The 23085-nt window shown below is 73.0% G+C and carries 20 protein-coding genes; 6 read left to right on the forward strand and 14 right to left on the reverse strand.

Annotated elements, in window-relative coordinates; genetic code table 11:
* Positions 1-29: 29 nt before the first annotated feature.
* The gene (gene argH / locus ACFY32_RS09685) at positions 30-1463 is read right to left on the reverse strand and encodes an argininosuccinate lyase (protein WP_390673830.1); all 1434 of its coding nucleotides are present in this window, start codon (positions 1461-1463) and stop codon (positions 30-32) included.
* Between the two features lie 143 nt (positions 1464-1606).
* Here argH and ACFY32_RS09690 point away from each other — a divergent pair, with 143 nt between their 5' ends.
* Positions 1607-2302, forward strand: coding sequence for a L,D-transpeptidase family protein (locus ACFY32_RS09690; protein WP_359194339.1), 696 nt, complete (start codon positions 1607-1609; stop codon positions 2300-2302).
* Positions 2303-2399: 97 nt separating this feature from the next.
* Here the strand turns inward: ACFY32_RS09690 and ACFY32_RS09695 are convergent, their stop codons facing one another.
* The 6 genes from ACFY32_RS09695 to ACFY32_RS09720 form a co-directional block, all read right to left on the reverse strand.
* Positions 2400-2942, reverse strand: a complete 543-nt coding sequence (locus ACFY32_RS09695; protein WP_359194341.1) for an arginine repressor — start codon at positions 2940-2942, stop codon at positions 2400-2402.
* 7 nt (positions 2943-2949) lie between these two features.
* On the reverse strand, positions 2950-4149 hold the full coding sequence (locus ACFY32_RS09700) for an acetylornithine transaminase (protein WP_359194343.1): 1200 nt from the start codon (positions 4147-4149) through the stop codon (positions 2950-2952).
* Positions 4146-5057, reverse strand: a complete 912-nt coding sequence (argB, locus tag ACFY32_RS09705; protein ID WP_359194346.1) for an acetylglutamate kinase — start codon at positions 5055-5057, stop codon at positions 4146-4148. The genes ACFY32_RS09700 and argB overlap by 4 nt, the downstream gene beginning before the upstream one ends.
* Positions 5054-6205, reverse strand: coding sequence for a bifunctional glutamate N-acetyltransferase/amino-acid acetyltransferase ArgJ (gene argJ, locus ACFY32_RS09710; protein ID WP_359194349.1), 1152 nt, complete (start codon positions 6203-6205; stop codon positions 5054-5056). Before argJ ends, argB begins: the two co-directional genes overlap by 4 nt.
* Entirely contained in the window at positions 6202-7230 is a 1029-nt protein-coding gene (gene argC, locus ACFY32_RS09715; protein WP_390673831.1) for an N-acetyl-gamma-glutamyl-phosphate reductase, read from the reverse strand. Before argC ends, argJ begins: the two co-directional genes overlap by 4 nt.
* A 95-nt stretch (positions 7231-7325) precedes the next feature.
* Complete coding sequence (locus ACFY32_RS09720; protein ID WP_390673832.1) at positions 7326-9809, reverse strand: alpha-L-arabinofuranosidase C-terminal domain-containing protein; 2484 nt, start codon at positions 9807-9809, stop codon at positions 7326-7328.
* 143 nt (positions 9810-9952) lie between these two features.
* Between ACFY32_RS09720 and ACFY32_RS09725 the strand changes: the two genes are divergently transcribed.
* Positions 9953-10396 carry a DUF6314 family protein gene (locus ACFY32_RS09725; RefSeq protein WP_390673833.1) on the forward strand — a complete coding sequence of 148 codons (444 nt, stop codon included), beginning with the start codon at positions 9953-9955 and terminating at the stop codon, positions 10394-10396.
* Positions 10397-10437: 41 nt separating this feature from the next.
* On the opposite strand, the gene ACFY32_RS09730 is transcribed toward ACFY32_RS09725, so the two are convergent.
* Entirely contained in the window at positions 10438-11889 is a 1452-nt protein-coding gene (locus ACFY32_RS09730; RefSeq protein WP_359194357.1) for a PLP-dependent aminotransferase family protein, read from the reverse strand.
* Here ACFY32_RS09730 and ACFY32_RS09735 point away from each other — a divergent pair.
* Both ACFY32_RS09735 and ACFY32_RS09740 read left to right on the forward strand, forming a co-directional pair.
* Complete coding sequence (locus tag ACFY32_RS09735) at positions 11888-12802, forward strand: DMT family transporter (protein WP_390673834.1); 915 nt, start codon at positions 11888-11890, stop codon at positions 12800-12802. The genes ACFY32_RS09730 and ACFY32_RS09735 overlap by 2 nt on opposite strands.
* 92 nt (positions 12803-12894) lie before the next feature.
* Positions 12895-13089, forward strand: coding sequence for a DUF1918 domain-containing protein (locus ACFY32_RS09740; RefSeq protein ID WP_359194363.1), 195 nt, complete (start codon positions 12895-12897; stop codon positions 13087-13089).
* A 19-nt stretch (positions 13090-13108) separates the two neighbouring features.
* Here the strand turns inward: ACFY32_RS09740 and ACFY32_RS09745 are convergent, their stop codons facing one another.
* Entirely contained in the window at positions 13109-14404 is a 1296-nt protein-coding gene (locus ACFY32_RS09745; protein WP_390673835.1) for a glycoside hydrolase family 10 protein, read from the reverse strand.
* Between the two features lie 175 nt (positions 14405-14579).
* Between ACFY32_RS09745 and ACFY32_RS09750 the strand changes: the two genes are divergently transcribed.
* Together ACFY32_RS09750 and ACFY32_RS09755 are read left to right on the forward strand one after the other, a co-directional pair.
* Positions 14580-15452, forward strand: coding sequence for a 3-hydroxybutyryl-CoA dehydrogenase (locus tag ACFY32_RS09750; protein WP_390673836.1), 873 nt, complete (start codon positions 14580-14582; stop codon positions 15450-15452).
* A 197-nt stretch (positions 15453-15649) separates the two neighbouring features.
* Complete coding sequence (locus tag ACFY32_RS09755) at positions 15650-15907, forward strand: hypothetical protein (protein WP_359194370.1); 258 nt, start codon at positions 15650-15652, stop codon at positions 15905-15907.
* A 26-nt stretch (positions 15908-15933) separates the two neighbouring features.
* Here the strand turns inward: ACFY32_RS09755 and ACFY32_RS09760 are convergent, their stop codons facing one another.
* The 5 genes from ACFY32_RS09760 to pheS all read right to left on the reverse strand — a co-directional run bounded on the left by ACFY32_RS09760 (position 15934) and on the right by pheS (position 23026).
* Complete coding sequence (locus ACFY32_RS09760) at positions 15934-16479, reverse strand: NUDIX hydrolase (protein ID WP_390673837.1); 546 nt, start codon at positions 16477-16479, stop codon at positions 15934-15936.
* A gap of 141 nt (positions 16480-16620) precedes the next feature.
* Positions 16621-17961: a transcriptional regulator gene (locus ACFY32_RS09765; protein WP_390673838.1), complete on the reverse strand. Its 1341-nt coding sequence runs from the start codon at positions 17959-17961 to the stop codon at positions 16621-16623.
* Positions 17962-18214: 253 nt separating this feature from the next.
* Positions 18215-19231 (reverse strand): PP2C family protein-serine/threonine phosphatase, encoded by a 1017-nt coding sequence (locus ACFY32_RS09770; RefSeq protein ID WP_359194377.1) that lies wholly within the window; start codon positions 19229-19231, stop codon positions 18215-18217.
* A 160-nt stretch (positions 19232-19391) separates the two neighbouring features.
* Positions 19392-21905, reverse strand: a complete 2514-nt coding sequence (pheT, locus tag ACFY32_RS09775; RefSeq protein WP_390673839.1) for a phenylalanine--tRNA ligase subunit beta — start codon at positions 21903-21905, stop codon at positions 19392-19394.
* The gene (pheS, locus tag ACFY32_RS09780) at positions 21905-23026 is read right to left on the reverse strand and encodes a phenylalanine--tRNA ligase subunit alpha (protein ID WP_390673840.1); all 1122 of its coding nucleotides are present in this window, start codon (positions 23024-23026) and stop codon (positions 21905-21907) included. Before pheS ends, pheT begins: the two co-directional genes overlap by 1 nt.
* Positions 23027-23085: the final 59 nt, after the last annotated feature.

Raw genomic sequence — 23085 nt, forward strand, 5'->3', positions numbered from 1 at the left:
GAGCAGGAGAGCGATGCGGCCCCGCGCCCCTACCGCGCCTTGCCCTTGGCGCCGGCCCAGAGGTGCTGGTCGGCCACGTCCCGCTTCACCTCCGCCAGTTGCACCGCCACCGCGCTCGGGGCCGTGCCGCCCCTCGCGTCCCGGGAGGCCAGGGCGCCGGGGACGTCGAGGACGGTGCGGACCTCGGGGGTGAGGTGGGGGGAGATCTTGGCGAACTGGTCGTCGGTGAGGTCGGCCAGTTCCTTGCCGTCCGCCTCGGCGGCCTTGACGCACTCGCCGGCCACCTCGTGGGCGACGCGGAACGGCACGCCCTGCTTGACCAGCCATTCGGCGATGTCGGTGGCCAGGGAGAAGCCGGCCGGGGCCAGCTCCTCCAGGCGCTCGCGGTGCACGGTGAGGGTGGCCGTCATGCCGGTGAAGGCCGGCAGCAGGACCTCCAACTGGTCGATGGAGTCGAAGACCGGCTCCTTGTCCTCCTGGAGGTCGCGGTTGTACGCGAGCGGCAGGGCCTTGAGGGTGGCCATCAGGCCGGTCAGGTTGCCGATGAGGCGGCCGGACTTGCCGCGGGCCAGCTCGGCGATGTCCGGGTTCTTCTTCTGCGGCATGATCGACGAGCCGGTGGAGAAGGCGTCGTGGAGGGTGACGAAGGAGAACTCCTTCGTGTTCCAGATGATGATCTCCTCGGCGATCCGGGAGACGTTCACCCCGATCATCGCGGTGACGAAGGCGAACTCGGCGGCGAAGTCCCGGGAGGCGGTGCCGTCGATGGAGTTGCCGACGCTGCCGTGCTGGAAGCCCAGCTCCTTGGCGACCGCCTCCGGGTCCAGGCCGAGGCTGCTGCCCGCCAGCGCGCCCGAGCCGTACGGCGACACGGCCGTCCGCTCGTCCCACTGGCGCAGCCGCTCGGCGTCCCGGGAGAGCGCCTGGACATGGGCGAGGACGTGGTGGGCGAAGAGGACGGGCTGGGCGTGCTGGAGGTGGGTGCGGCCGGGCATCGCCACGTCCGGGTGGGCCTCGGCGAGGCCGATCAGGGCGTCCTGGAGGTCGGCGATCAGACCGCCGATGACCCGGGCGTGGTCCCGCAGGTACATCCGGAACAGCGTCGCCACCTGGTCGTTGCGGGACCGGCCGGCCCGGAGCTTGCCGCCGAGGTCGGGGCCGAGCCGCTCCAGCAGTCCCCGCTCCAGGGCGGTGTGCACGTCCTCGTCGGCGACCGTGCCGGTGAACGAGCCGTCGGCGACGTCGGCCTCCAGTCGGTCGAGGCCGGCGATCATGCGGGTCAGCTCGTCGTCGGTGAGCAGGCCCGCCTGGTGCAGCACACGCGCGTGGGCGCGGGAGCCGGCGATGTCGTAGGGGGCGAGCCGCCAGTCGAAGTGGACGGACGCGGACAGTTTCGCCAGGGCCTCGGCGGGCCCGTCGGCGAACCGGCCGCCCCAGAGTCGTACGTCACCGCTGCTGCTCACTCGAAGCTCCTCACCGTGCCAACGCTGCCTTGCATGATTATGCAGACCTCTGCATGACTCGTCAATTTCGTCCGGCGGGCGGGTCGGGCCCGGACGGACGTCCCGGGCTGCCGCCGCCGCTGCCGCGCCCTACCGTCTGAGCCATGCGTCCCGGTGCCGTCGCCGCCCTCGTCTCCGCGTCCTTCCTGCTGCCGGCCTTCGCCGCGCCGCCGGGACCCCTGCCGGAGCGGATGGCGGACACCGGCGGCGGCACCCAGTTGATCACCGCCGTGGCCCCGGACACCGGCTCCACGGCCGGCACGGTCACCTGGTGGGACCGCCGGGACGGGGGCTGGGCGCGGGCCGGTTCGGCGCCCGCCCGGTTCGGCGCGCGGGGGCTGGCCGACGGCAGGACCCGGCGGCAGGGCACGAACACCACGCCCACGGGCCTGTACGGCCTGCCGTACGCCTTCGGCGTCGAGCAGGCGCCGCGCGGGACGGCGTACCGCTACCGGCCGGTGCGCGAGGACTCCTGGTGGTGCCAGGACAACGGCTCCCGGGCCTACAACCGCTGGACCGAGCCCCGCCCCGCCGACTGCGCCGCCGAGGAGGCCGAGCACCTGATCGCGTACGGCCGGCAGTACGCGCACGCCATGGTCGTGGCGTTCAACTACGCCCGTCCGGTGCGGGGGCGCGGCGCGGGCATCTTCCTGCACGTGAACGGGGCGGGGGCGACCGCCGGGTGCGTGTCGGTGCCGAAGTCGGCGATGCGGCGGGTCCTCGACTGGGCCGACCCGGCGGCCCGGCCGCATCTGGCGATCGGCACGGCGGGCGGGCCGACGGCCGTCACGCGGTACTGAGCGGCTCGCGGTCGCGGCACGTACGGGTGGGCCGAGGCTCTCGTCCCCCGGCGGAGAACCGTGCCCGCCGCGCTCGCCTGCGGCCGTGCCGCCCCCGTCAGTGCCCGTTCTGCGCCAACCGCAGCAGATGGTCCGCCAGCGCCTGCCCGCCCGTCGGATTCCGGCTGATCAGCAGCAACGTGTCGTCGCCCGCGATGGTCCCGAGGATGTCCTGCAGCTCCGCCTGATCGATCGCCGACGCCAGGAACTGCGCCGCCCCCGGCGGCGTCCGCAGGACCACGAGGTTCGCGGACGCCTCGGCCGAGATGAGCAGCTCCTGCGACAGCCGCCGCATCCGCTCCTCCTTCGCCGACTCCCCCAGCGGCGCACGCGGCGTCCGGAACCCCCCCTCGCTGGGCACCGCGTAGATCAGGTCCCCGTCGTTGTTCCGGATCTTGACCGCGTTCAGCTCGTCCAGGTCCCGGGAGAGCGTCGCCTGCGTGACGCTCAGCCCGTCGTCGGCGAGCAGCTTCGCCAGTTGGCTCTGGGAGCGGACCGCCTGCCGGTTGAGGATGTCCACGATCCTGCGGTGCCGGGCGGTGCGGGTCTGCGGCACGGCGGGCCCGGCCGCCGCGCTGTCGTGGTCCTGCGCCTGGCTCATCGTCGTCTCATTCTCCGGATCGTCCGTCCCCGCCTGCCTCGTCGAGGATGCCGGGCAGCGCCCCGAGGAACGCGTCCACCGCGTCGTCGCCGAGGTTCAGCGGCGGCATCAGCCGTACGACATCGGGTGCGGGCGCGTTCACGAGGAATCCGGCGTCCTGAGCCGCCTGCTGCACCTGGGGCGCGAGCGGCTCGGTGAGCACGATACCCAGGAGCAGGCCCGCGCCCCGGACATGGGCGACCAGCGGGTGGCCGAGCCCCTCGACGCCGTCGCGGAGCCTGGCACTCTGCCGCTTGACGTTCTCCAGCAGGCCCTCGTCGGCGATGGTGTCCAGGACGGCGAGTCCGGCGGCGCAGGCGACGGGGTTGCCGCCGAACGTGGTGCCGTGGTGGCCGGGCCCGAGCAGGTCGGCGGCGCGGCCGAAGGCGACGGTGGCGCCGAGCGGCAGTCCGCCGCCGAGGCCCTTGGCGAGGGTGACGACATCGGGCAGCACGCCCTCGTGGGCCTGGTACTCGAACCAGTGCCCGGTCCGTCCGACGCCGGTCTGCACCTCGTCCAGGACCAGCAGCGCTCCCGTCGCGGCGGTGATCGCGCGGGCCGCCTTCAGATAGCCGGGCGGCGGCACGACCACGCCCTTCTCGCCCTGGATCGGCTCGATGATCACCAGGGCGGTGTCCTCGGTGACCGCCGCCGCCAGCGCCTGGGCGTCGCCGTACGGCACATGGGTGACGTCCCCCGGCAGCGGCAGGAACGGCTCGCGCTTGCCGGCCTGCCCGGTCAGGGCCAGCGCGCCCATGGTGCGGCCGTGGAAGCCGCCCTCGGTGGCGACCATGTGGGGCCGCCCGGTGAGCCGGCCGATCTTGAACGCGGCCTCGTTGGCCTCCGCGCCGGAGTTGCAGAAGAAGACCTTGCCGTCCCGGCCGAAGCGCTGCAGGAGCCGCTCGGCGAGGGCGACGGGCGGCTCGGCGACGAAGAGGTTGGAGACGTGCCCGAGGGCGGCGATCTGCCGGCTCACCGCCTCGACGACCGCCGGGTGGGCGTGGCCGAGGGCGTTGACCGCGATGCCGCCGACGAAGTCCAGGTACTCGGTGCCGTCGGCGTCCCAGAGTCGTTCGCCCGCGCCGCGCACCAGGGGGAGCTTCGGGGTGCCGTAGTTGTTCATGAGCACGCCCTGCCACCGCGCCGTCAGGTCCTGGTTCGCGGTCATGACTGGTCCCCCTCGGTCTCGTCGGGCACGACCATGGTGCCGATGCCCTCGTCGGTGAAGATCTCCAGCAGGATCGAGTGCTGGACCCGGCCGTCGATGACCCGGGCGGTGGTGACGCCGTTGCGGACGGCGTGCAGACAGCCCTCCATCTTCGGCACCATGCCCGAACTCAGCTCCGGCAGCAGCTTCTCCAGTTGGGAAGCGGTGAGGCGGCTGATCACCTCGTCGGAGTGCGGCCAGTCCTCGTAGAGGCCCTCGACGTCGGTGAGGACCATGAGAGTCTCGGCGCCGAGCGCCGCAGCGAGTGCCGCAGCCGCCGTATCAGCATTGACGTTGTAGACATGGTGGTCGTCCTGGGAACGGGCGATCGAGGAGACGACCGGGATGCGGCCGTCGGCGAGCAGGGCCTCGATGGCGCCGGTGTCGATGTCGGTGATCTCGCCGACCCGGCCGATGTCGACGCGCTCGCCGTCTATCTGGGGCCGGTGCTTGACGGCGGTGATGGTGTGCGCGTCCTCGCCGGTGAGGCCGACGGCGAGCGGTCCGTGCTGGTTGAGCAGCCCGACCAGCTCGCGCTGGACCTGCCCGGCCAGCACCATCCGTACGACGTCCATGGCGTCCTCGGTGGTGACGCGCAGGCCCGCCTTGAACTCGCTGACGATGCCGTGCCGGTCGAGGGCGGCGCTGATCTGGGGACCGCCGCCGTGCACCACGACGGGCTTGAGGCCGGCCTGGTGCAGGAACACGATGTCCTGGGCGAACGCGGCCTTCAGATCCTCGTCGATCATGGCGTTGCCGCCGAACTTGACGACGACGGTCTTGCCGTTGTGCCGGACCAGCCACGGCAGCGCCTCGATGAGGATCTGTGCCTTGGGGAGCGCGGTGTGCTTCCGCGTGGGAGTGCTCATGAGGAGTAGGCGCTGTTCTCGTGGACGTAGTCGGCGGTGAGGTCGTTGGTCCAGATGGTGGCGGTCTCGGTGCCGGCCGCGAGGTCGGCGACGATGTGGACCTCGCGGTAGCGCATGTCGACCGTGTCGCGGTCCTCGCCGACGCCGCCGTTCTTGCAGACCCACACGCCGTTGATGGCGACGCCCAGCCGGTCCGGTTCGAAGGCGGCCTTCGTGGTGCCGATGGCGGACAGCACCCGGCCCCAGTTGGGGTCCTCGCCGTGGACGGCGCACTTCAGGAGGTTGTTGCGGGCGATGGAGCGGCCCACCTCCACGGCGTCGTCCTCGGTCGCGGCGTTGACCACCTCGACCTTGATGTCCTTGCTGGCGCCCTCGGCGTCCCGGATGAGCTGCTGCCCGAGGTCGTCGCAGACGGCCCGCACGGCCGCGGCGAACGCGTCGTACTCCGGGGTGGTCCCGGAGGCGCCGGAGGCGAGGAGCAGCACGGTGTCGTTGGTGGACATGCAGCCGTCGGAGTCGACCCGGTCGAAGGTGACCCGGGTGGCCGCGCGCAGCGCCTTGTCCAGCGTCGCACTGTCCAGGTCGGCGTCGGTGGTGAGCACGACCAGCATGGTGGCCAGGCCGGGGGCGAGCATGCCCGCGCCCTTGGCCATGCCGCCCACCGTCCAGCCGTCCCCGGTCACGACGGACGTCTTGTGCACGGTGTCGGTGGTCTTGATGGCGATGGCCGCCTTCTCGCCGCCGTGCTCCGACAACTGGCCGGCGGCGCTCGCCACGCCGGGCAGCAGCTTGTCCATGGGGAGCAGCACGCCGATCAGCCCGGTGGAGCAGACGGCGACCTCGCCCGCGCCGATCCCCAGCACCTCGGCGGCCTTCTCGGCCGTGGCGTGCGTGTCCTGGAAGCCCTTGGGACCCGTACAGGCGTTGGCGCCGCCGGAGTTGAGGACCACCGCGGTCAGCTCACCGCTCTTGAGGACCTGCTCCGACCAGAGCACCGGCGCGGCCTTGACGCGGTTGGAGGTGAAGACGCCCGCGGCGGCGCGGCGGGGGCCGGTGTTGACCACGAGGGCCAGGTCGGGGTTGCCGTTCTCCTTGATCCCGGCGGCGATCCCCGCCGCCGTGAATCCCTTGGCTGCCGTCACACTCACGGCGCGACTCCGATCGTCGTCAGTCCGGTGGTCTCGTCCAGGCCCAGGGCGATGTTCATGCTCTGGACGGCACCGCCCGCGGTGCCCTTGGTCAGGTTGTCGATGGCGCTGATGGCGATGATGCGGCCCGCGGCGGCGTCGTACGCGACCTGGATCTGAACGGCGTTGGAACCGTGGACGGACGCGGTGGCCGGCCACTGCCCCTCGGGCAGCAGGCGGACGAACGGCTCGTCGGCGAACGCCTTCTCGTACGCGGCGCGGACCGACTCGGCGGTGGTACCGGGGCGTGCCTTCGCGCTGCACGTGGCGAGGATGCCCCGGGGCATCGGCGCCAGCGTCGGCGTGAAGGAGACGCGGACCCGCTCGCCGGCCGCCGCGGAGAGGTTCTGGATCATCTCGGGGGTGTGCCGGTGGACGCCGCCGACGCCGTACGGGGACATCGAGCCCATGACCTCGCTGCCCAGCAGGTGCGGCTTGGGCGCCTTGCCCGCGCCGGAGGTGCCGGAGGAGGCGACGATCACCGCCTCGGGCTCGGCGAGGCCGGCCGCGTACGCCGGGAAGAGGGCCAGCGAGACGGCGGTCGGGTAGCAACCGGGCACCGCGACGCGCCTGGACCCCTCCAGCGCGTCGCGGGCGCCCGGCAGTTCGGGCAGTCCGTAGGGCCAGGTGCCGGCGTGCGGGGAGCCGTAGAACGCCTCCCAGTCGCCGGGGTCCTTCAGCCGGAAGTCGGCGCCCATGTCGATGACGAGGACGTCCGGTCCGAGCTGCTCGGCGACGGCGGCGGACTGCCCGTGCGGCAGCGCGAGGAAGACCACGTCGTGCCCGGCGAGCACCTCGGCGGTGGTCGGCTCCAGCACCCGGTCGGCCAGCGGCAGCAGGTGCGGCTGGAGCGCGCCGAGACGCTGCCCGGCGTTGGAGTTGCCGGTCAGGGCGCCGATCCGGGCCCCGGGGTGGGCCAGCAGCAGACGCAGCAGCTCTCCGCCCGCGTACCCGCTCGCTCCGGCCACCGCCACACGTACCACCATGGAAACCTCCTCCTGGACGGCATGATTATACGTATCGATGCACGTTTATGCAATCTAGATGCGTACGCCATCCAGGAGGAGTCCGGCCGCGGGGCCTACCGCTGCTTGATCCGCAGGAAGGTCACCGAGTTCGCCGGGAAGGTGTACGAGAACGTCGGCGCGACCCCCGAGAAAGTGGACGTGACCGGGGTGACCGGGGCGTCCGTCTCGGTGTTCACCGCCTCCTGGTCGGCGGCGAGCGTGGTGACCCGGGCCCGGGAGGCGGTCCGCGCGCCGCCGAGGTCGATCTCGGTGCGGGCGACGGTGTCCTGGGCGTTGACCACCTTGACGATCAGGTCGCCGGTGCGGGCGTCCTCGGTGACGACCTGGCGGAACGGTTCGGCCGGCTTGTCGTCGGTGAAGGCGCCCCACTCCTGGCCGTCGAGGTAGAGGGTGACCTGGCGGCCCCGGACCTTGATGTCGATGTCGTAGGCGCGGCCCGTCTCGATCGACCCGGCCTTGGACAGCAGGGTCGACTTGCCGCCGTCGGCGGCCCGCTCCACGGCGGACTGGGTGTTGTTCCAGCCGCCCAGGTTCCACCAGTAGTAGTTGCCGGTGTCCTTGACGCCGAAGGCGACCAGGAAGCCCTCCTTGCCGGACCTCTTGGTGGCCTTCACCTGCAGGTCGTAGTCCTTCCAGGCCGGGTCACCGGCCGTGACCAGGGTGTTCTCGGCGGCCTCGTCGGTCTGCACGTACTGCCCGTCCTGTACGGTCCAGGCGCCGGCGCCGCTGTGCGTCCACCGCGAGGCGTCGCCGGAGAAGTCGTCGCTCAGCAGGGTGGCACCGTCGGCGGAGGTGACCTTCACGTCGTCGTACGCGGCACTGGTCGCCCAGGTCGACAGGCCGACGGCGCCGGTGATGGGGCCGCCGACCCCGGGGGTGGTGGTGGCCGTGGAGGGGACGACCCGGTCGCCGGTGTTGTTCATGAACAGCTTCTGGACCTCGTAGTTCGCCGAGTTCCAGGACGCCCGGTTGTTGAACCAGATCAGGTCGGGGCGCCACTGCACGTAGTCCTCGTTGGCCAGCAGCGGCGCGTAGGAGGCCAGCTCGACGACGTCCGCGTTGCGCTCCAGGCCGGTCATGTACGCGGCCTCGGCCAGGCCGTTCTTCCAGGCGTTGCCCTGGGAGGCGTACTCGCCGAGGAAGACCTTCGGTCCCTGGCGGTCGTAGGAGTCGTAGCGGTCGTTGTTCTGGAGGAACCACTCGGGGCTGTTGTAGTAGTGCTCGTCGACCATGTCGACGCCGCCCTCGCGGTTGAGCTGCCAGGCGGTGTCGAAGACGGTGCCGGAGTCGTCGGGGCCGGAGTTGGAGATGACGGTGATGTCCGGGTACTTCGCCTCGATGGCGGCACGGAACTTCTCGAAGCGGGCGTAGAACTCCCTGGGGAGGTTCTCCTCGTTGCCGACTTCGAGGTGGGTGAGGCCGAAGGGCTTCGGGTGGCCCATTTCGGCGCGGACCTTGCCCCAGGTGGAGGTGGCGGGGCCGTTGGCGAACTCGATGAGGTCCAGGGTGTCCTGGATGTGCCGCTTCAGCAGCGCCTCGTCGTCGACGGCCCTGTTCTGGCCGCAGCCGGTGACCAGGGCGGGGACGACGGGCAGCGGCATGGCGCCGATGTCCTCGGCGAAGCGGAAGTACTCGTAGTAGCCGAGGCCGTAACTCTGGTTGTAGCCCCAGAAGTTGGCGTTGGTGGCGCGTTCCTCGACCGGGCCGACGGTGTCCTTCCACTGGTAGGCGCGCTTGCGCTGGTAGCCACTGGCCGCGCTGTAGTCCGCCATGGAGCCGGTGTTGACCAGGCAGCCGCCGGGGAAGCGGACGAAGCCGGGGTGCAGGGCCTCGATCTTCTCGGCGAGGTCCTTGCGCAGGCCGCCCGGCTGGTTCTTGTAGGTGTCGCGCGGGAAGAGGGACACCATGTCGAGGGCGGTCGCGTGCGTGCTGGCGACGGTGAGTCGGCCCCGGTTGCTGGTGCGGGTGGCGGTGAAGGCGGCGGTGTACTTGCGCCACTCGCCCCGCGCGGCGACCTGGCGGGCAGTGGCCAGCGGGCCGGCCGCGTCCTTCAGGCCGACGGTGAGGGTGGTGCCGGACCCGGCGCGGGCCCAGACCGAGAAGTCGTACCGCTTGCCCTGCTCGACGCGGATGCCGGTGTTGTAGCCGGCGTTGGTGACGGACGAACCGGCGCCCAGGGAGAGGTAGTTGCGGTTGCGTTCGCCGAGCCGCCCGGCGTCGTCGAGCACCTCGGCCGTGCCGTCGGCCGTCCAGGAGGTCAGCGGGGTGTAGGAGGCGTTGTCGGCGGTGGAGTACTCGAAGGACCGGTTCTGCACCAGCTCGGCGTAGAGACCGCCGTCGGCCGCGCGGTTGATGTCCTCGAAGAAGACGCCGTACATCGTGTCGTCGATCGCGGCGCCCTTCGCCGCCGGGTCGAGGGTGATGGCGTAGTCGGCGGTCGCCTCGGCGTGCGCGGGGGTCGGGAGCAGGGCGGCGGCGGACAGGAGGGCCGTCGCCGTCAGCCCGGCTCTCAGCCGGGTGCGGTGCGTGCGTGACATGGATACTCCGCGGCTCTGGCTGGACGCGTCCAGCTATGTTCGAAATATCGAGCATTGATCAGCACTTCGAACGGCAAGATAGGGAGGTGACCGAAGGGCGTCAATGGGTCGCGCGGCGGCGCACGGGGTGCGGGGAGAGACGGATGGACGAGTTCTGGCCGGTGACCGACGTCCTGGCCTATCTGGCCGGGCGCTGGCGGGTGGCCCGGACGGTGCGGGACCTGGCGACCGGCGACGAGGGCCGGTTCACCGGCACGACCGGCTTCGACCCCCTGCCCGGGGGCGGGCTGCTGCACCGGGAGGCCGGGACCTTCACCTGGCGGGGCGTGGCCCGGCCGGCCGAGCGGACGCTGCGCTTCCTGCCGGGCGCGGTGCCGGGGACGGCGGACGTGCGGTTCGCCGACGGGCGGCCCTTCCACGACCTGGACCTGACCTCGGGGCGGTACGTCGCCGACCATCCGTGCGCCGCCGACCTGTACCGCGGCGAGTTCACCGTCCGGGACGCCGGCCACTGGCGGACGGTGTGGCGGGTCGGCGGCCCGCACAAGGACCTGCGCCTGGTCACGGAGTACGCCCGCGTGTCCTGACGCCGGGCCCGGCCCGGACGCCCCGGGCGGCCGCGCCGCGCTCAGATCCCGCCCCGCACCTCGTCCCGGGCCGCCCGCAGCCTCCGTACGCCCTCGGTGATCTCGCCCGTCCCGGCGACCGCCGCGAAGCTCAGGCGCAGGTGGCCGGCCGGGGGCTCGGCGCTGAAGTAGGGACGGCCGGGGGTGACCGCGACGCCCGCGCGGAGGGCGGCGGCGCTCAGCGCGGCCTCGCCGGTGTCGTCCGGCAGCTTCAGCCACAGGTGGTAGCCGCCGGACGGGACGTGCGGCAGGGCGAGTTCGGGCAGATGCAGCGCCAGGGCGCCGGTCATCGCCTCCCGGCGGGCCCGCAGCTCGGCGGAGACCGCCCGCAGATGGCGCGGCCAGGCGGGCGAGCCGACCAGTTCCAGCGCCGCCTCCTGGAGCGGGCGGGGCACGAAGAAGCTGTCGACCACCTGGATCGCGCGCAGCCGCTGGAGCACCGGGCCCCGCGCGGCCAGAGCGCTGACCCGGAAGCTCGGCGAGGTCGCCTTGGTCAGTGAGCAGACGTGCACCACCACGCCGTCGGGGTCGTCGGCGGCCAGCGGACGCGGCAGCGGCCCCGCGTCCTCGTGCACCAGCTTGCGCACGAAGTCGTCCTCGACGACGAACGCCCCGGCCTCGCGGGCGATCCGCAGCACCTCCCCGCGCCGGTCGGCGGCGAGCACCGCGCCGGTCGGGTTCTGGAACAGGGGCTGGCAGACGAAGACCCGGGCGCCGCTGGCCCGGAAGGCGTCGGCGAGCAGTGCCGGCCGCACCCCGTCCGCGTCCACCGGGACCGGCACCGGACGCAGCCCGGCCGCGCGGGCGATGGCCAGCATCCCGGGGTACGTCGGTGACTCGACGAGCACGGGGGCACCGGGCGGCGCGAGCGCGCGCAGCGCGGTGGTCAGCGCGGACTGGCCGCCCGCGGTGACCAGTATCTCGGCGGCGGTGACCGTACCGCCGGGTCCGCCGATGCCGCGGGCGAACCACTCGCGCAGCTCCGGCAGGCCCTCCATGGGCGGCCGGCCCCACGCGCCGGGCCGGCGTCCGGCCCGGGACAGGGCCGCCGCGAGTGCCTGTTCCGGTTGCAGCGAGGGGTGCAGATAGCCGCCGTTGAACTCGATCACGCCGGGCGGCGGCGCGGCCAGCGAGACCAGCACCCCGGAGGCGTCCACCGAGCGCGGGACCAGGTCGCCGGCGCTGTCCGCGCTGAGCGCGACCTCCTGCCAGGAGGTGTCCCCGGCCGGGGAGGCCGGGGTGTGCGGGGCGGCGCGGAACGCCCCCGCGCCCGGCCGGGTCACCACCAGCCCCTCGGCGGCGAGCTGGGCGAGGGCCCGGGAGACGGTGACCGGACTGACCCGGAACCGTTCGACGAGGGTCCGGCTCGACGGGAGCTTTCCGCCCGGTGAGTAGCGGTTCAGCTCCTGCCGCAGGCGATCGGCCAGTTCGGCGACACTGCTACGCTCATGCATGAGAATACAGAGTAGCGCTACCACCCCGGCCGCGATAGCGGTGCCCGGTCCGGGCGGGGCCTGGGCCGGCACCCTCCAGGCCGCACTGGGCGTCACCGCCTTCTCCCTCACCTTCCCCGCCACCGCCTGGGGCCTGGAGGGCTTCGGCCCCTGGTCCCTGGTCACCGTGCGCTGCGTCCTCGCGGCGGCGATCGCGGGGGGCTGCCTGCTGGCGCTGCGCGTCCCGCTGCCCGAGCGACGGCACTGGGCGGGGCTCGCGGTGGTCGCCGCCGGGGTGGTCGTCGGCTTCCCGCTGCTGACCACGCTCGCGTTGCAGACCTCCACGACCGCGCACGCCGCCGTCGTGGTCGGCCTGCTGCCGCTGACCACCGCGCTGCTGTCCGCGCTGCGGACGGGCACCCGCCCCTCGCGCACCTTCTGGGCGGCGGCGCTGGCGGGCGCGGCGGCCGTGGTCGCCTTCACCGTGCGGCAGAGCGGCGGCGCGCTGACCACGGCGGACGCCTGTCTGTTCGCGGCGCTGCTGGTGTGCGCGGCCGGGTACACCGAGGGCGGGCGGCTGGCCCGGGTCATGCCGGGCTGGCGGGTCATCGGGTGGGCGCTGGTGCTCTGCCTGCCGCTGGCCGTGCCGGGGGCCGCGCTGGCACTGGCGTACGAGCCGGTGCACCTGACCGCGCACAGTGTGACCGGGCTGCTGTGGGTGGCGGCCGGCTCGCAGTTCCTCGGCCTGGTCGTCTGGTACCGGGGCATGGCGGCCATCGGCATCCCGAAGGCCAGCCAGTTGCAGTTGGCACAGCCGCTGCTCACCCTGGTCTGGTCGGTGCTGCTGCTGGGCGAGCACCTCACGCCGGCCGCCCCGCTCACCGCCGCGGCGGTGCTGGTCTGCATCGCCGTCACCCAGCGGGCGCGGGGCTGAGCGGCCCCCTCCGGACCGGTCCCGGCCCGGCGTCCGCGCCGTAGACTCGACAGCAGGGACCACTGCTTCCGCGACGGTGAGGAGGCCCCCAGATGCGTGCGACCGTGGGCGACCGGCTTGTCCAGCACGGCAGGGTGGTCGGTCAACACGACAAGGTGGCCGAGATCGTCGAGGTGCTGGGCCAGGGGGGCACTCCCCCGTACCGCGTCCGTTTCGAGGACGGGCACGAGGCGGTGTGCTCACCCGGCCCGGACACCGAGATCCGCCACCCGGAGATCCAGTACTGAGCCGTCCGGGGCGGGCGGATCAGCGCGGGGTGCGGGCGGGCCGCCCGTAGTGGTCGGCGGCCACCCGCGCCATCGCGCCGATCCGGTCCGCCCGGACGTCCCGGGCGCCGAAGAAGACGTGCCCGCGCACCCGCGGGTGGTCCGCGGCCAGGGACAGGTGCCGGGAGAGTTCGTCGGTCCGCTGCCACGCCGGGGCCTGCGCCGGGTCGCCCGCCTTGTAGAGCGCCTCCCCCACGTACAGCTCGGTGCGGCTGCCCTCGGCGACCGCGGCCCACCAGGGCAGCAGCTTCGCGTAGTCGGCGGCCTCCTGCCCGATGTGCCAGTAGAGCTGCGGCACGATGTAGTCCAGCCAGCCCTCCCGCACCCACTTGCGGGTGTCCGCGTACAGATCGTCGTACGTCTGGACGCCCGCCCGGGTGGCCGAGCCGCGCGGGTCGGTGGCGGCGTTGCGCCACACCCCGAACGGGCTGACGCCGAACCGGGCGCCGGGCCGCACCCGCCGGACCTGGGCCGCCGTCTCGCGCACCAGCTTGTCGATGTTGTCGCGGCGCCAGGCGGCCCTGGTCTTGAAACCGCTGCCGTGGGCGCGGTAGGCCGCGTCGTCACCGAAGCTCTGCCCGGCCACCGGATAGGGGTAGAAGTAGTCGTCGAAGTGGACGCCGTCCACCGGGTACCGGCGCACCGCGTCCAGCATCGCCTGCTGCACGAAGGCGCGGACCTCGGGCAGCCCCGGGTTGTAGTACAGCTTCCCGCCGTACGGCAGTACCCACCCGGGGTGCCGGCGGGCCGGGTGGCCGTCGGCGAGCCGGTCGCGGTCGGAGTGGACGGCGACCCGGTACGGGTTGAACCAGGCGTGCAGTTCCAGCCCCCGCGCGTGCGCCTCGGTCACCGCGGTGCCCAGCGGGTCCCAGCCGGGGTCGCGGCCCTGCACCCCGGTCAGGTACTCCGACCAGGGCTCGTGCGGGGACGGCCACAGCGCGTCGGCCGTGGGCCGGACCTGGAGGAACACCGTGTTCAGCCCGTACGCCACCGCCATGTCGAAGTGGGCGATCAGATCCCGGCGCTGTTCGTCCACGGACAGGCCGGGCCTGGACGGCCAGTCGCGGTTGGCCACCGTGGCCAGCCACATGCCGCGCATCCGGGGCGGCTCGGCACCGCCCCCTCCGGGCGCCCCGGCGCCCCGGGTGGACGTCCCGGCGCCCCGGCGGCCCGGTGCCGCGGACGCCCCCGGCGCCATGGCCAGCGCCGAGAGCGCGGCGACCGCGAAGGCCCGGCGCGACATCCGGCTGCCGGGCACCCTGACGGGAAGACTCATGGGAAGGACCCCAAACGCTCCGGATCGCGATCCGCTCGGTCACGGATCGTCCTGGGGCCACAGCATGCCCGACCCGGAGGACCGATCGGCGCCGCCTCGGGGGTAACGTGCACGATCGGAGCAGACGCCGGCGATCCCGGCGCTGCCACAGGCGTAGATCAGCGAAAGGGACGATGTGACCGGCTTCTCGGGAGATATCGCACGCGTCGGAGTGGTCGGCTGCGGTCAGATGGGAGCAGGCATCGCCGAGGTGTGCGCGCGGGCCGGCCTGGACGTCATGGTCGCCGAGACCACCGGTGAGGCCCTGGAGATAGGGCGTACCCGGCTGTTCAACTCGCTGGCCAAGGCCGCCGAGCGCGGCAAGATCACCGAGGAGGAGCTGGCGGCCACGCAGGCGCGGCTCGGTTTCACCACCGACCTGGGCGCGTTCGCCGACCGCGACCTGGTCATCGAGGCCGTCGTCGAGAACGAGCAGGTCAAGACCGAGATCTTCCAGGTGCTCGACCAGGTGGTCACCCGCCCGGACGCGATCCTCGCCTCCAACACCTCCTCCATCCCGCTGGTGAAGCTGGCGGTCGCCACCTCGCGGCCCGACCACGTCATCGGCATCCACTTCTTCAACCCGGCCCCGGTGCAGCAGTTGGTCGAGCTGATCCCGGCGCTGACCACGTCCGAGGGCACGCTGAGCCGGGCCCAGTTGTTCACCGAGAAGGCGCTGGGCAAGCACGCCATCCGGGCCCAGGACCGCTCGGGCTTCGTGGTCAACGCGCTGCTGATCCCGTATCTGCTCTCCGCCATCCGCATGTTCGAGTCGGGCATCGCCAGCCGCGAGGACATCGACAACGGCATGGAACTGGGCTGCGCCCACCCCATGGGCCCCCTGAAGCTCTCCGACCTGATCGGCCTGGACACGGTCGCCTCGGTCGCGCACTCGATGTACGAGGAGTACAAGGAGCCGCTGTACGCCGCTCCCCCGCTGCTCCAGCGCATGGTGGACGCGGGCCGGCTGGGCCGGAAGTCCGGCTCGGGGTTCTACACCTACGTCTGAGCACGCTCCGTCACCACCGTACGGGCCCGGCACCTTCTCCAGGTGCCGGGCCCGCCGGGTTCACACGGTGTGTGCGGGGTGGGCCCGCATATGCCTGTCGCACACTCTCCCCACGCGCCCACCAGGCGAGTTGACTCGTGAGACGTACGGAAGGGATGAGTTCCACTTCCCCCACACGAGCAGAGAGGAGCGGATTCGTGAGCGCCGAACCCCGGCATTCCGTGATGGATGGTGAACTCGCGGAGTTACGGCGCCGCCTCGATGTCGCCCACGCGCGCGTCGAAGGCGGGCTGGCCCTGCTCAGTCATCGCACCGAGGAGACCGTCAAGACGCTGGACGAGCTGAGCACCCGTCTCGTCACTCTTGAACACGCCCGTTGGCCGCTGCGCTCGATCGCGGCCATGACGGCGGTGGGCACGCTCATCGTGGCGGTCTGGCAGGTGTTCGGCCGGTAAGAAGACCCGGGCAGGGACTCGGGGGATCAGGACAGGGCGTCCTGCCCGAGCCTGAGGTGGTGCAGCAGGAACAGTGCGGCCGCCATGTTGGCGGCCGGGACCTCCCCCCGGGCGACCAGGTCGGGAACGAGCTTCAGCGGGACCCACTCCCGGCGGTCCGACTCGAAGTCGTCCACGGGGTGTCCGACGTACTCGCCCTCGTCGGCCCAGTAGATGTGGTGCCGGGCGTCGGTGAGGCCGTTGGACGGCTCCACGCTCATGAGGTGGCGCAGGGGTCCCGGTCGCCAGCCGGTCTCCTCCTCCAGTTCCCGGGCCGCGGCGACGGCGATGTCCTCGCCGTCCTCGACGACTCCGGCGGCGAGTTCCCAGCCGTAGCTGTCGGTGATGAAGCGGTGGCGCCACAGGAGGAGCACCTCGTTGGCCTCGTTCACCACCGTGGCCACGGCGACGGGCCGCAGCCGGATGAGGAAGTGGTCCAGACGGCGCCCGTCGGGCAGCTCGACGTCTGCCAGATTGACGCTGAACCAGCGATTTGAGTACACAGCTTGTTCGTTCTTGCTCATCCACTGCACTGTTCTGCCACCTTCCGTTGGGTAGGTGGCAATATCGCAGGTGAAGCGGTCCGGCAGCAGGCGCACGGTGGTCGTCCGCCGAGCGGCGGCGGGCGCGGGAGCCCGGTCATGGGCGCGCGGTGACGGTGCCGGGGCGCCGGGTCACAGCGGGACGCGCAGCGCCCCGGCGATCAGCTCGGCGGCCTCGGCGGTGCCCGCGCCGCCGCTGCTCACCAGGTGCTCGCGGACCGCGCGGAGCCGGTCCCTGAGACGCTGGGACTCCATTCCCCTGGCCTGTTCGGCCATCCGCACCGCGGTGGCCACCGCCTTGTCGGCGTGGCCCTGGCGCAGCTCGATGGTGCTGAGCATGGCCAGCCGGTGCACCCGGCCCCGGTCGTGGGCGGGGGTGTCGACGGCCGCCGTGGCGTGCTCGGCGGCGGCGGCGACCTCGCCGAGGCTGAGCAGTGCCTCCGCCACCTGCACATTGACCAGGCCCGGCTGGACATAGCCGGTCTCGTCGGGCTCGTAGCCGCGCCTTATCCGCTCGGCGGCCCGCTCGGCCCGCCGGATGCAGGACAGCGCGCTGGTGCCGTCGCCCAGATGGGCGTACGCCTTGGCCTGCATCGCGTACAGGTCGGAGGCGAGCGCCGGGGTGATGTGCCGGCCGGCGGTGCGCAGCGCGGCCTCGGCGAAGGCGACGGCCTGGCGGTACTCCCGCATGTAGAGCGCCTGGTTGACGAGGAGCGCGATGACGTACGCGCCCAGGCCCCGGTCGCCGCTGGCCTTGGCGAGGCGGAGCGCCTGGTGGAAGTAGCGCTGGGCCAGGCCGTGCGCGTCGGAGTCGTAGGCGCAGATGCCGGCGACGGCCACCAGACCGCCGGTGGCGCGGTACAACTGGCGGCCGGTGGCGTCGGTGTAGCCGCCGCGCAGCAGCGGGGCGGCCTCGGCGTTGAGGAAGCCGACGATCCGGGCGCGGGTCGCCACCCCGCCGGCCTTGCGGTACATCTGCTCGTAGTGGGCCCGCGCCGAGCGCGGCATCTCCAGGTCGGCCGGGGTGACCCGGTGCCGGCCGCCGCGGGAGACGTCCACGTCCTCGGGCGGGTTCTCCCACTCCCACACCGGCATCACCGCGGGCGTGCCGGTGAGCGCGGGCGCGCCCAGGATGTGCGGGCGCTGCTGCTGGTCGGAGCGCCACAGCGCGGTGGCGCGCTCCACGAACCCGGACAGCGAGCCGGTGTGCGCGACGGCCGGCTCGCCGGGCACGCCGAGGCCGATGTCGTCGAGGGTGACGGGGCGGTGCAGCCGGACCGAGAGGACCTCGCAGATCAGATCGGGGACCTGGCCGCGGGGCCGCTGTCCCTTCAGCCACCGCGCGACGGCGGTGTGCTCGTATCTCAGGGCGAGCCCGCGGCCGCGTCCGGCCTGGTTGACGTGGGCGGCCAGTCCCGCGTGGGAGATGCCGGCCTCGTCCATGATCGCGTCGAGCAGGGTGTTGGGCTGCATGGGAGCCTCCGGTTGCTCGTTGCCGTGGAGCGTAGTACCGGTGCCTTCGCACGGGGTGTGAACGCAGTACGCGTCTCCGCGCCGTGTGCGCGCTGTCGCGCAGCGTGCCGGGCCGGTTGACTTGGTGGTCTCGCAAGAGGTCGGCCGGGCCGCCGGCTCCTGTCGAACAGAGCGGCGGCCCGTCGTCGCCGTCCGTCCCGCCTCCTGCCCGAACTCCCTGGCGGGGCGGACGGCATGTCGGCCGGGCGCGAGGTCAGCGGGGGTACACCGACACGGCCGGGTCCGCCGGGGTCCGCGTACCGAGCGGGGCGTTCTCCTTCTGGAGGACGAGCAGGGACACGTCGTCGTCCGGGGGCCCGTCGGTGTGGCTCAGCAGGGCGGCCAGGGTGCGTTGCAGCAGCGTGTGGGCGCACAGCGGCTGTTCGCCCACGGCCTCGGCCAGCACCTGGCGCAGGGGGAAGAACCGGCCCCGGGAGTCCCGGACGTCCTTCGCCCCGTCCGTGTGCAGGAACAGGGCCTCTCCCGGCAGCAGATGACGGAAGTGCAGGGCCGGGATCTCCAGCGGCAGCGGGAGGAGCCCGAGGGGCGGCAGGGGGTCGGCGCGGGCCAGCGGGACCAGGTCGGTGCCGCTGATCAGATAGGGCCAGGGGTGCCCGCAGTTGAGGGCGTGCACATCGCCGTCGACGCCGATCTCCAGCAGCAGTACGGTGACGAACTCCTCGGCGGCCGTGTCGTCGCCGAGCCGGGTGCGCAGATGCCGGGCGAGGGTGCGCTCCAGCCGGCGCAGCACGTCCGCGAGGTCCTTCTCGTCGTGCACGGCCTCCCGGAAACCGCCGAGCACGGCGGCGGCCGTCGCCATCGCGGCGATGCCGTGGCCCCGCGCGTCGCCGATCACCACCCGGACCCCGTACTCGGTGCCGACCACGTCGTACAGATCGCCGCCGACGACGGCGTCCCGGTCGGCGCAGAGCTGGGCGGCGGCGACGTGGAGACCGTCGACGCAGGCGGGCGGCGGGCGCAGCAGGGCGCCCTGCAGCGCCCGGACGATCCGGCGGGCCTGGCGCAGCTCCCGCAGCAGCTTCCGCCGGACGTGCAGGACCAGCCCGGTGCCGGCGGTGAAGACCACGGCGGTGGAGACGATCCGCGCGCCGATCCCCTCCTCCTGGGCGAGCGGGCACGCCAGCTTGTACACGAGCGGGGTGGCACCCCAGGCCGTGGGCAGCCCCAGGGCGCGCACCCGACGGGGAACTCCCGTCTTGACACGGATCATCCCGGTGGCCCCCCAAGGCCCAGACAGAATCGGACCGGCTCCGCGGAGCCGGTCCGATTCTGTCGACGGCATGGCCCAGATGAACCATGGGACCGCCGATAGTCACCCATATGAGTGACGGGGTCGGGAACATCCCTCGGGGGGACGGAAAACCGCGCGACTAGCCGCGCAGCACCGCCCCCGTCCGCTCCCCGGCCAGGGCCACCGCCGCGTCCCGGGCGGCCGACGCCTCGTCGACGGTCAGCGTCCGGTCCCCGGCGCGGAACCGCAGCGCGAAGGCCAGGGACTTGCGGCCCTCGCCGAGCTGCTCGACGTTGTCGTACACGTCGAACAGCCGGATGGACTCCAGCAGCTCGCCCGCGCCCTCGCGCAGCGCCGCCTCGACCTCGGCGGCCGGCACGGACGCGTCCACGACCAGGGCGACGTCCTGCGTGGCGACCGGGAAGGTGGAGATGCCCGGCGCCTGCGGGGTGTCGTCGCCGACCCGCTCGACGGCGTCGAGGTCCAGCTCCATCGCGCAGGTGCGCGCGGGCAGGCCGAGCGTCTTCACCACCCGGGGGTGCAGCTCGCCGGCGTGGCCGACGACGTGCTCGGTGCCGTCGGCGGTGACGACCAGCTCGGCGCAGCGGCCGGGGTGCCAGGGCCCGTACTGGCCCTTGCGGACGGTGAGGTCGGCGCCGGCCTCGCGGGCGACGGTCCGGGCGGCCTCGACCGCGTCGGCCCAGTCGGCCGGGCGGCCCTTGCCCCACCAGCCGGCCTGTTCACGGGCGCCGGCGAGGACGACGGCGACGTGCCGGGGCTGGTCGGGCAGCACGGCGTTCAGCGCGGCGACGTCCTCCTCGCTGGGGCGCCGGTCCACGGGGAGCCGGGCGGCGGTCCGCTGCTCCTCGCGCGGCCGGAAGACCAGGCCGGTCTCGAACAGCGCGAGGTCGTGGCTGCCCCGGCCGTCGTTGCGGCGCAGCGCGCCGAGCAGGCCCGGCAGCAGCGAGGTGCGCAGCGCGGGCTCCTCGTCGCTGAGCGGGTTGACCAGCTTCACCACCCGGCGGGCCGGGTCGTCGGCGTCCAGGCCGAGCTGGTCGAAGACCTGCTCGCTGACGAACGGGTAGTTCGGCGCCTCGACGTATCCGGCGCCCGCCAGGGCCCGGCCGACGCGGCGGTGCAGCCGCTGCCGGTGGGTCAGGCCGCGGCCGGAGGGCGGCTTGGGCAGCGTGGCGGGCAGGTTCTCGTAGCCCTCCAGCCGGATGACCTCTTCGGCCAGGTCGTTGGGGTCGGTGAGGTCGGGCCGCCAGGACGGCACGGTGACGATCAGCTCGTCCTGGCCGTACACGTCGCAGCCGATCTCCTGGAGCCGCCGCACGACGGTCTCCCGGCCGTAGGCGACGCCCGCGACCCTGTCCGGATGGTCGGCGGGGAGCGTGACGGTGTGCGGCGCGTGCGGCGCGCTGATCTCGGTGACGCCGGCCTCGGCGGTGCCCCCGGCGAGCAGCACCAGCAGGTCGACGGTGCGCTGCGCGGCGGCCGCCGCGGCGTGCGGGTCGACGCCGCGCTCGAAGCGGCGGGACGCCTCCGAGGACAGCTTGTGCCGGCGGGCGGTGCGCGCGATGGAGACCGCGTCGAAGTGCGCGGCCTCGATGACCACGTCGCTGGTGGCGTTCTGGAGGGTGTCGTGGTCGGCGATCTCGGTGTTGGCGCCGCCCATCACCCCGGCCAGGCCGATCGGGCCGCGCTCGTCGGTGATCACCAGGTCCTCGGCGGACAGGGTGCGCTCGACGCCGTCGAGGGTGGTGAGCTTCTCGCCCGCCTCCGCGCGGCGCACGCCGATGGTGCCCCGGACCCGGCCGCGGTCGTAGGCGTGCAGCGGCTGGCCCAGCTCCATCATCACGTAGTTGGTGACGTCGACGGCGAGGGAGATCGGGCGCATGCCGACCTTCTGGAGCCGGCGCTGGAGCCAGATCGGCGAGCGCGCCTCGGGGCTGAGGCCGGTCACCGTACGGGCGGTGAAGCGGTCGCAGCCGAGGGGGTCGGCGATCTTCACCGGGTAGCCGTAGGCGTTGGGGCCGGGGACGTCGAGGAGGGCCGGGTCGCGCAGCGGCAGGCCGTAGGCGATGGCGGTCTCGCGGGCGACGCCGCGGATGGACAGGCAGTCGCCGCGGTTGGCGGTGACGGCGATGTCCAGCACCTCGTCGACCAGTTCGAGCAGCTCGACGGCGTCCTTGCCGACCTCGGTCTCGGGCGGCAGCACGATGATGCCGTGCGTGCCGTCGTCGCCCATGCCCAGCTCGTCGCTGGAGCAGATCATGCCGTGCGAGACCTTGCCGTAGGTCTTGCGCGCGGCGATCGAGAAGCCGCCGGGCAGGGTGGCGCCGGGCAGGACCACGACGACCTTGTCGCCGACGGCGAAGTTCCGGGCGCCGCAGACGATCTCCTGCGGCTCACCGGTGCCGTTGGCCGCTCCGACGTCGACGGCGCAGGAGCGGATCGGCTTCTTGAAGCCCTCCAGCTCCTCGATGGTCAGCACCTGGCCGACCACCAGCGGGCCCTTGAGGTCGGCGCCGAGGTGCTCGACGGTCTCGACCTCCAGACCGGCCGAGATCAGCTTGGCCTGTACGTCACGGCCGGTCTCGGTGGCCGGCAGGTCGACGTACTCCCGCAGCCAGGAAAGCGGGACCCGCATCAGATCTCCATCCCGAACGGCCGGGTGAACCGGACGTCACCCTCGACCATGTCTCGCATGTCCTCGACGTTGTGGCGGAACATCAGCATCCGCTCGATGCCGAAGCCGAAGGCGAACCCGCTGTACTTCTCCGGGTCGACGCCGCAGGCGGTCAGCACCTTGGGGTTGACCATGCCGCAGCCGCCCAGCTCGATCCAGCCCTCGCTGGAGCAGGTGCGGCAGGGCCGGTCGGGGTTGCCGACGGACGCGCCCTTGCAGACGTAGCAGAGCATGTCCATCTCGGCGCTCGGCTCGGTGAAGGGGAAGAAGTTCGGCCTCAGCCGGGTCTTCATGCCCTCGCCGAACAGCGACTGCACCATGTGGTCCAGGGTGCCCTTGAGGTCCGCCATGGTCAGGCCCTCGTCCACGGCGAGCAGCTCGACCTGGTGGAAGACCGGGGTGTGGGTGGCGTCCAGCTCGTCGGTGCGGTACACGCGGCCGGGGCAGATCACGTACACCGGCAGCTCGCGGTCGAGCAGCGAGCGGACCTGCACCGGCGAGGTGTGGGTGCGCAGCACGGCGCCGGACTCGGTGCCGCCGTCCGGGCCGGCCACGAAGAACGTGTCGGCCTCGCCGCGGGCCGGGTGGTCCGGGCCGATGTTCAGGGCGTCGAAGTTGAACCACTCGGTCTCGATCTCGGGACCCTCGGCGACCTCGTAGCCCATGGCGACGAAGACGTCCTCGATCCGCTCCGAGAGCGTGGTCAGCGGGTGGCGGGCGCCGGCCGGGACCCGGTCGTAGGGCAGGGTGACGTCCACCGCCTCCTCGACCAGGACCCGGGCGTCGCGCTCGGCCTCCAGCTCGGCCTGGCGGGCGGCGAGGGCCTTGTTCACCGCGCCGCGGGCCTGGCCGACGCGCTTGCCGGCCTCGGCCTTGGCGTGCGGGGGCAGGGCGCCGATCTCGCGGTTGGCGAGGGCCAGCGGGGAGGTGCCCCCGGTGTGGGCGACCTTGGCCTCCTGGAGCGCGTCGAGGGAGTCCGCGGCGGCGAACGCGGCGAGCGCCTCGTCCCGCCTGCGCTCGATCTCTTCCGGTTTCAACGCCTCGACCTCGACAGGGTCGTACGACTTATTCGGTGCCGACATCTCTTCCCGTGCTTCCGATTGGCTGGCTGGAGGTCCCCGTCCCGGATCTGTTGACAGAT

It is taken from the genome of Streptomyces sp. NPDC000134 (assembly GCF_042899225.1).
Lineage (GTDB): Bacteria > Actinomycetota > Actinomycetes > Streptomycetales > Streptomycetaceae > Streptomyces.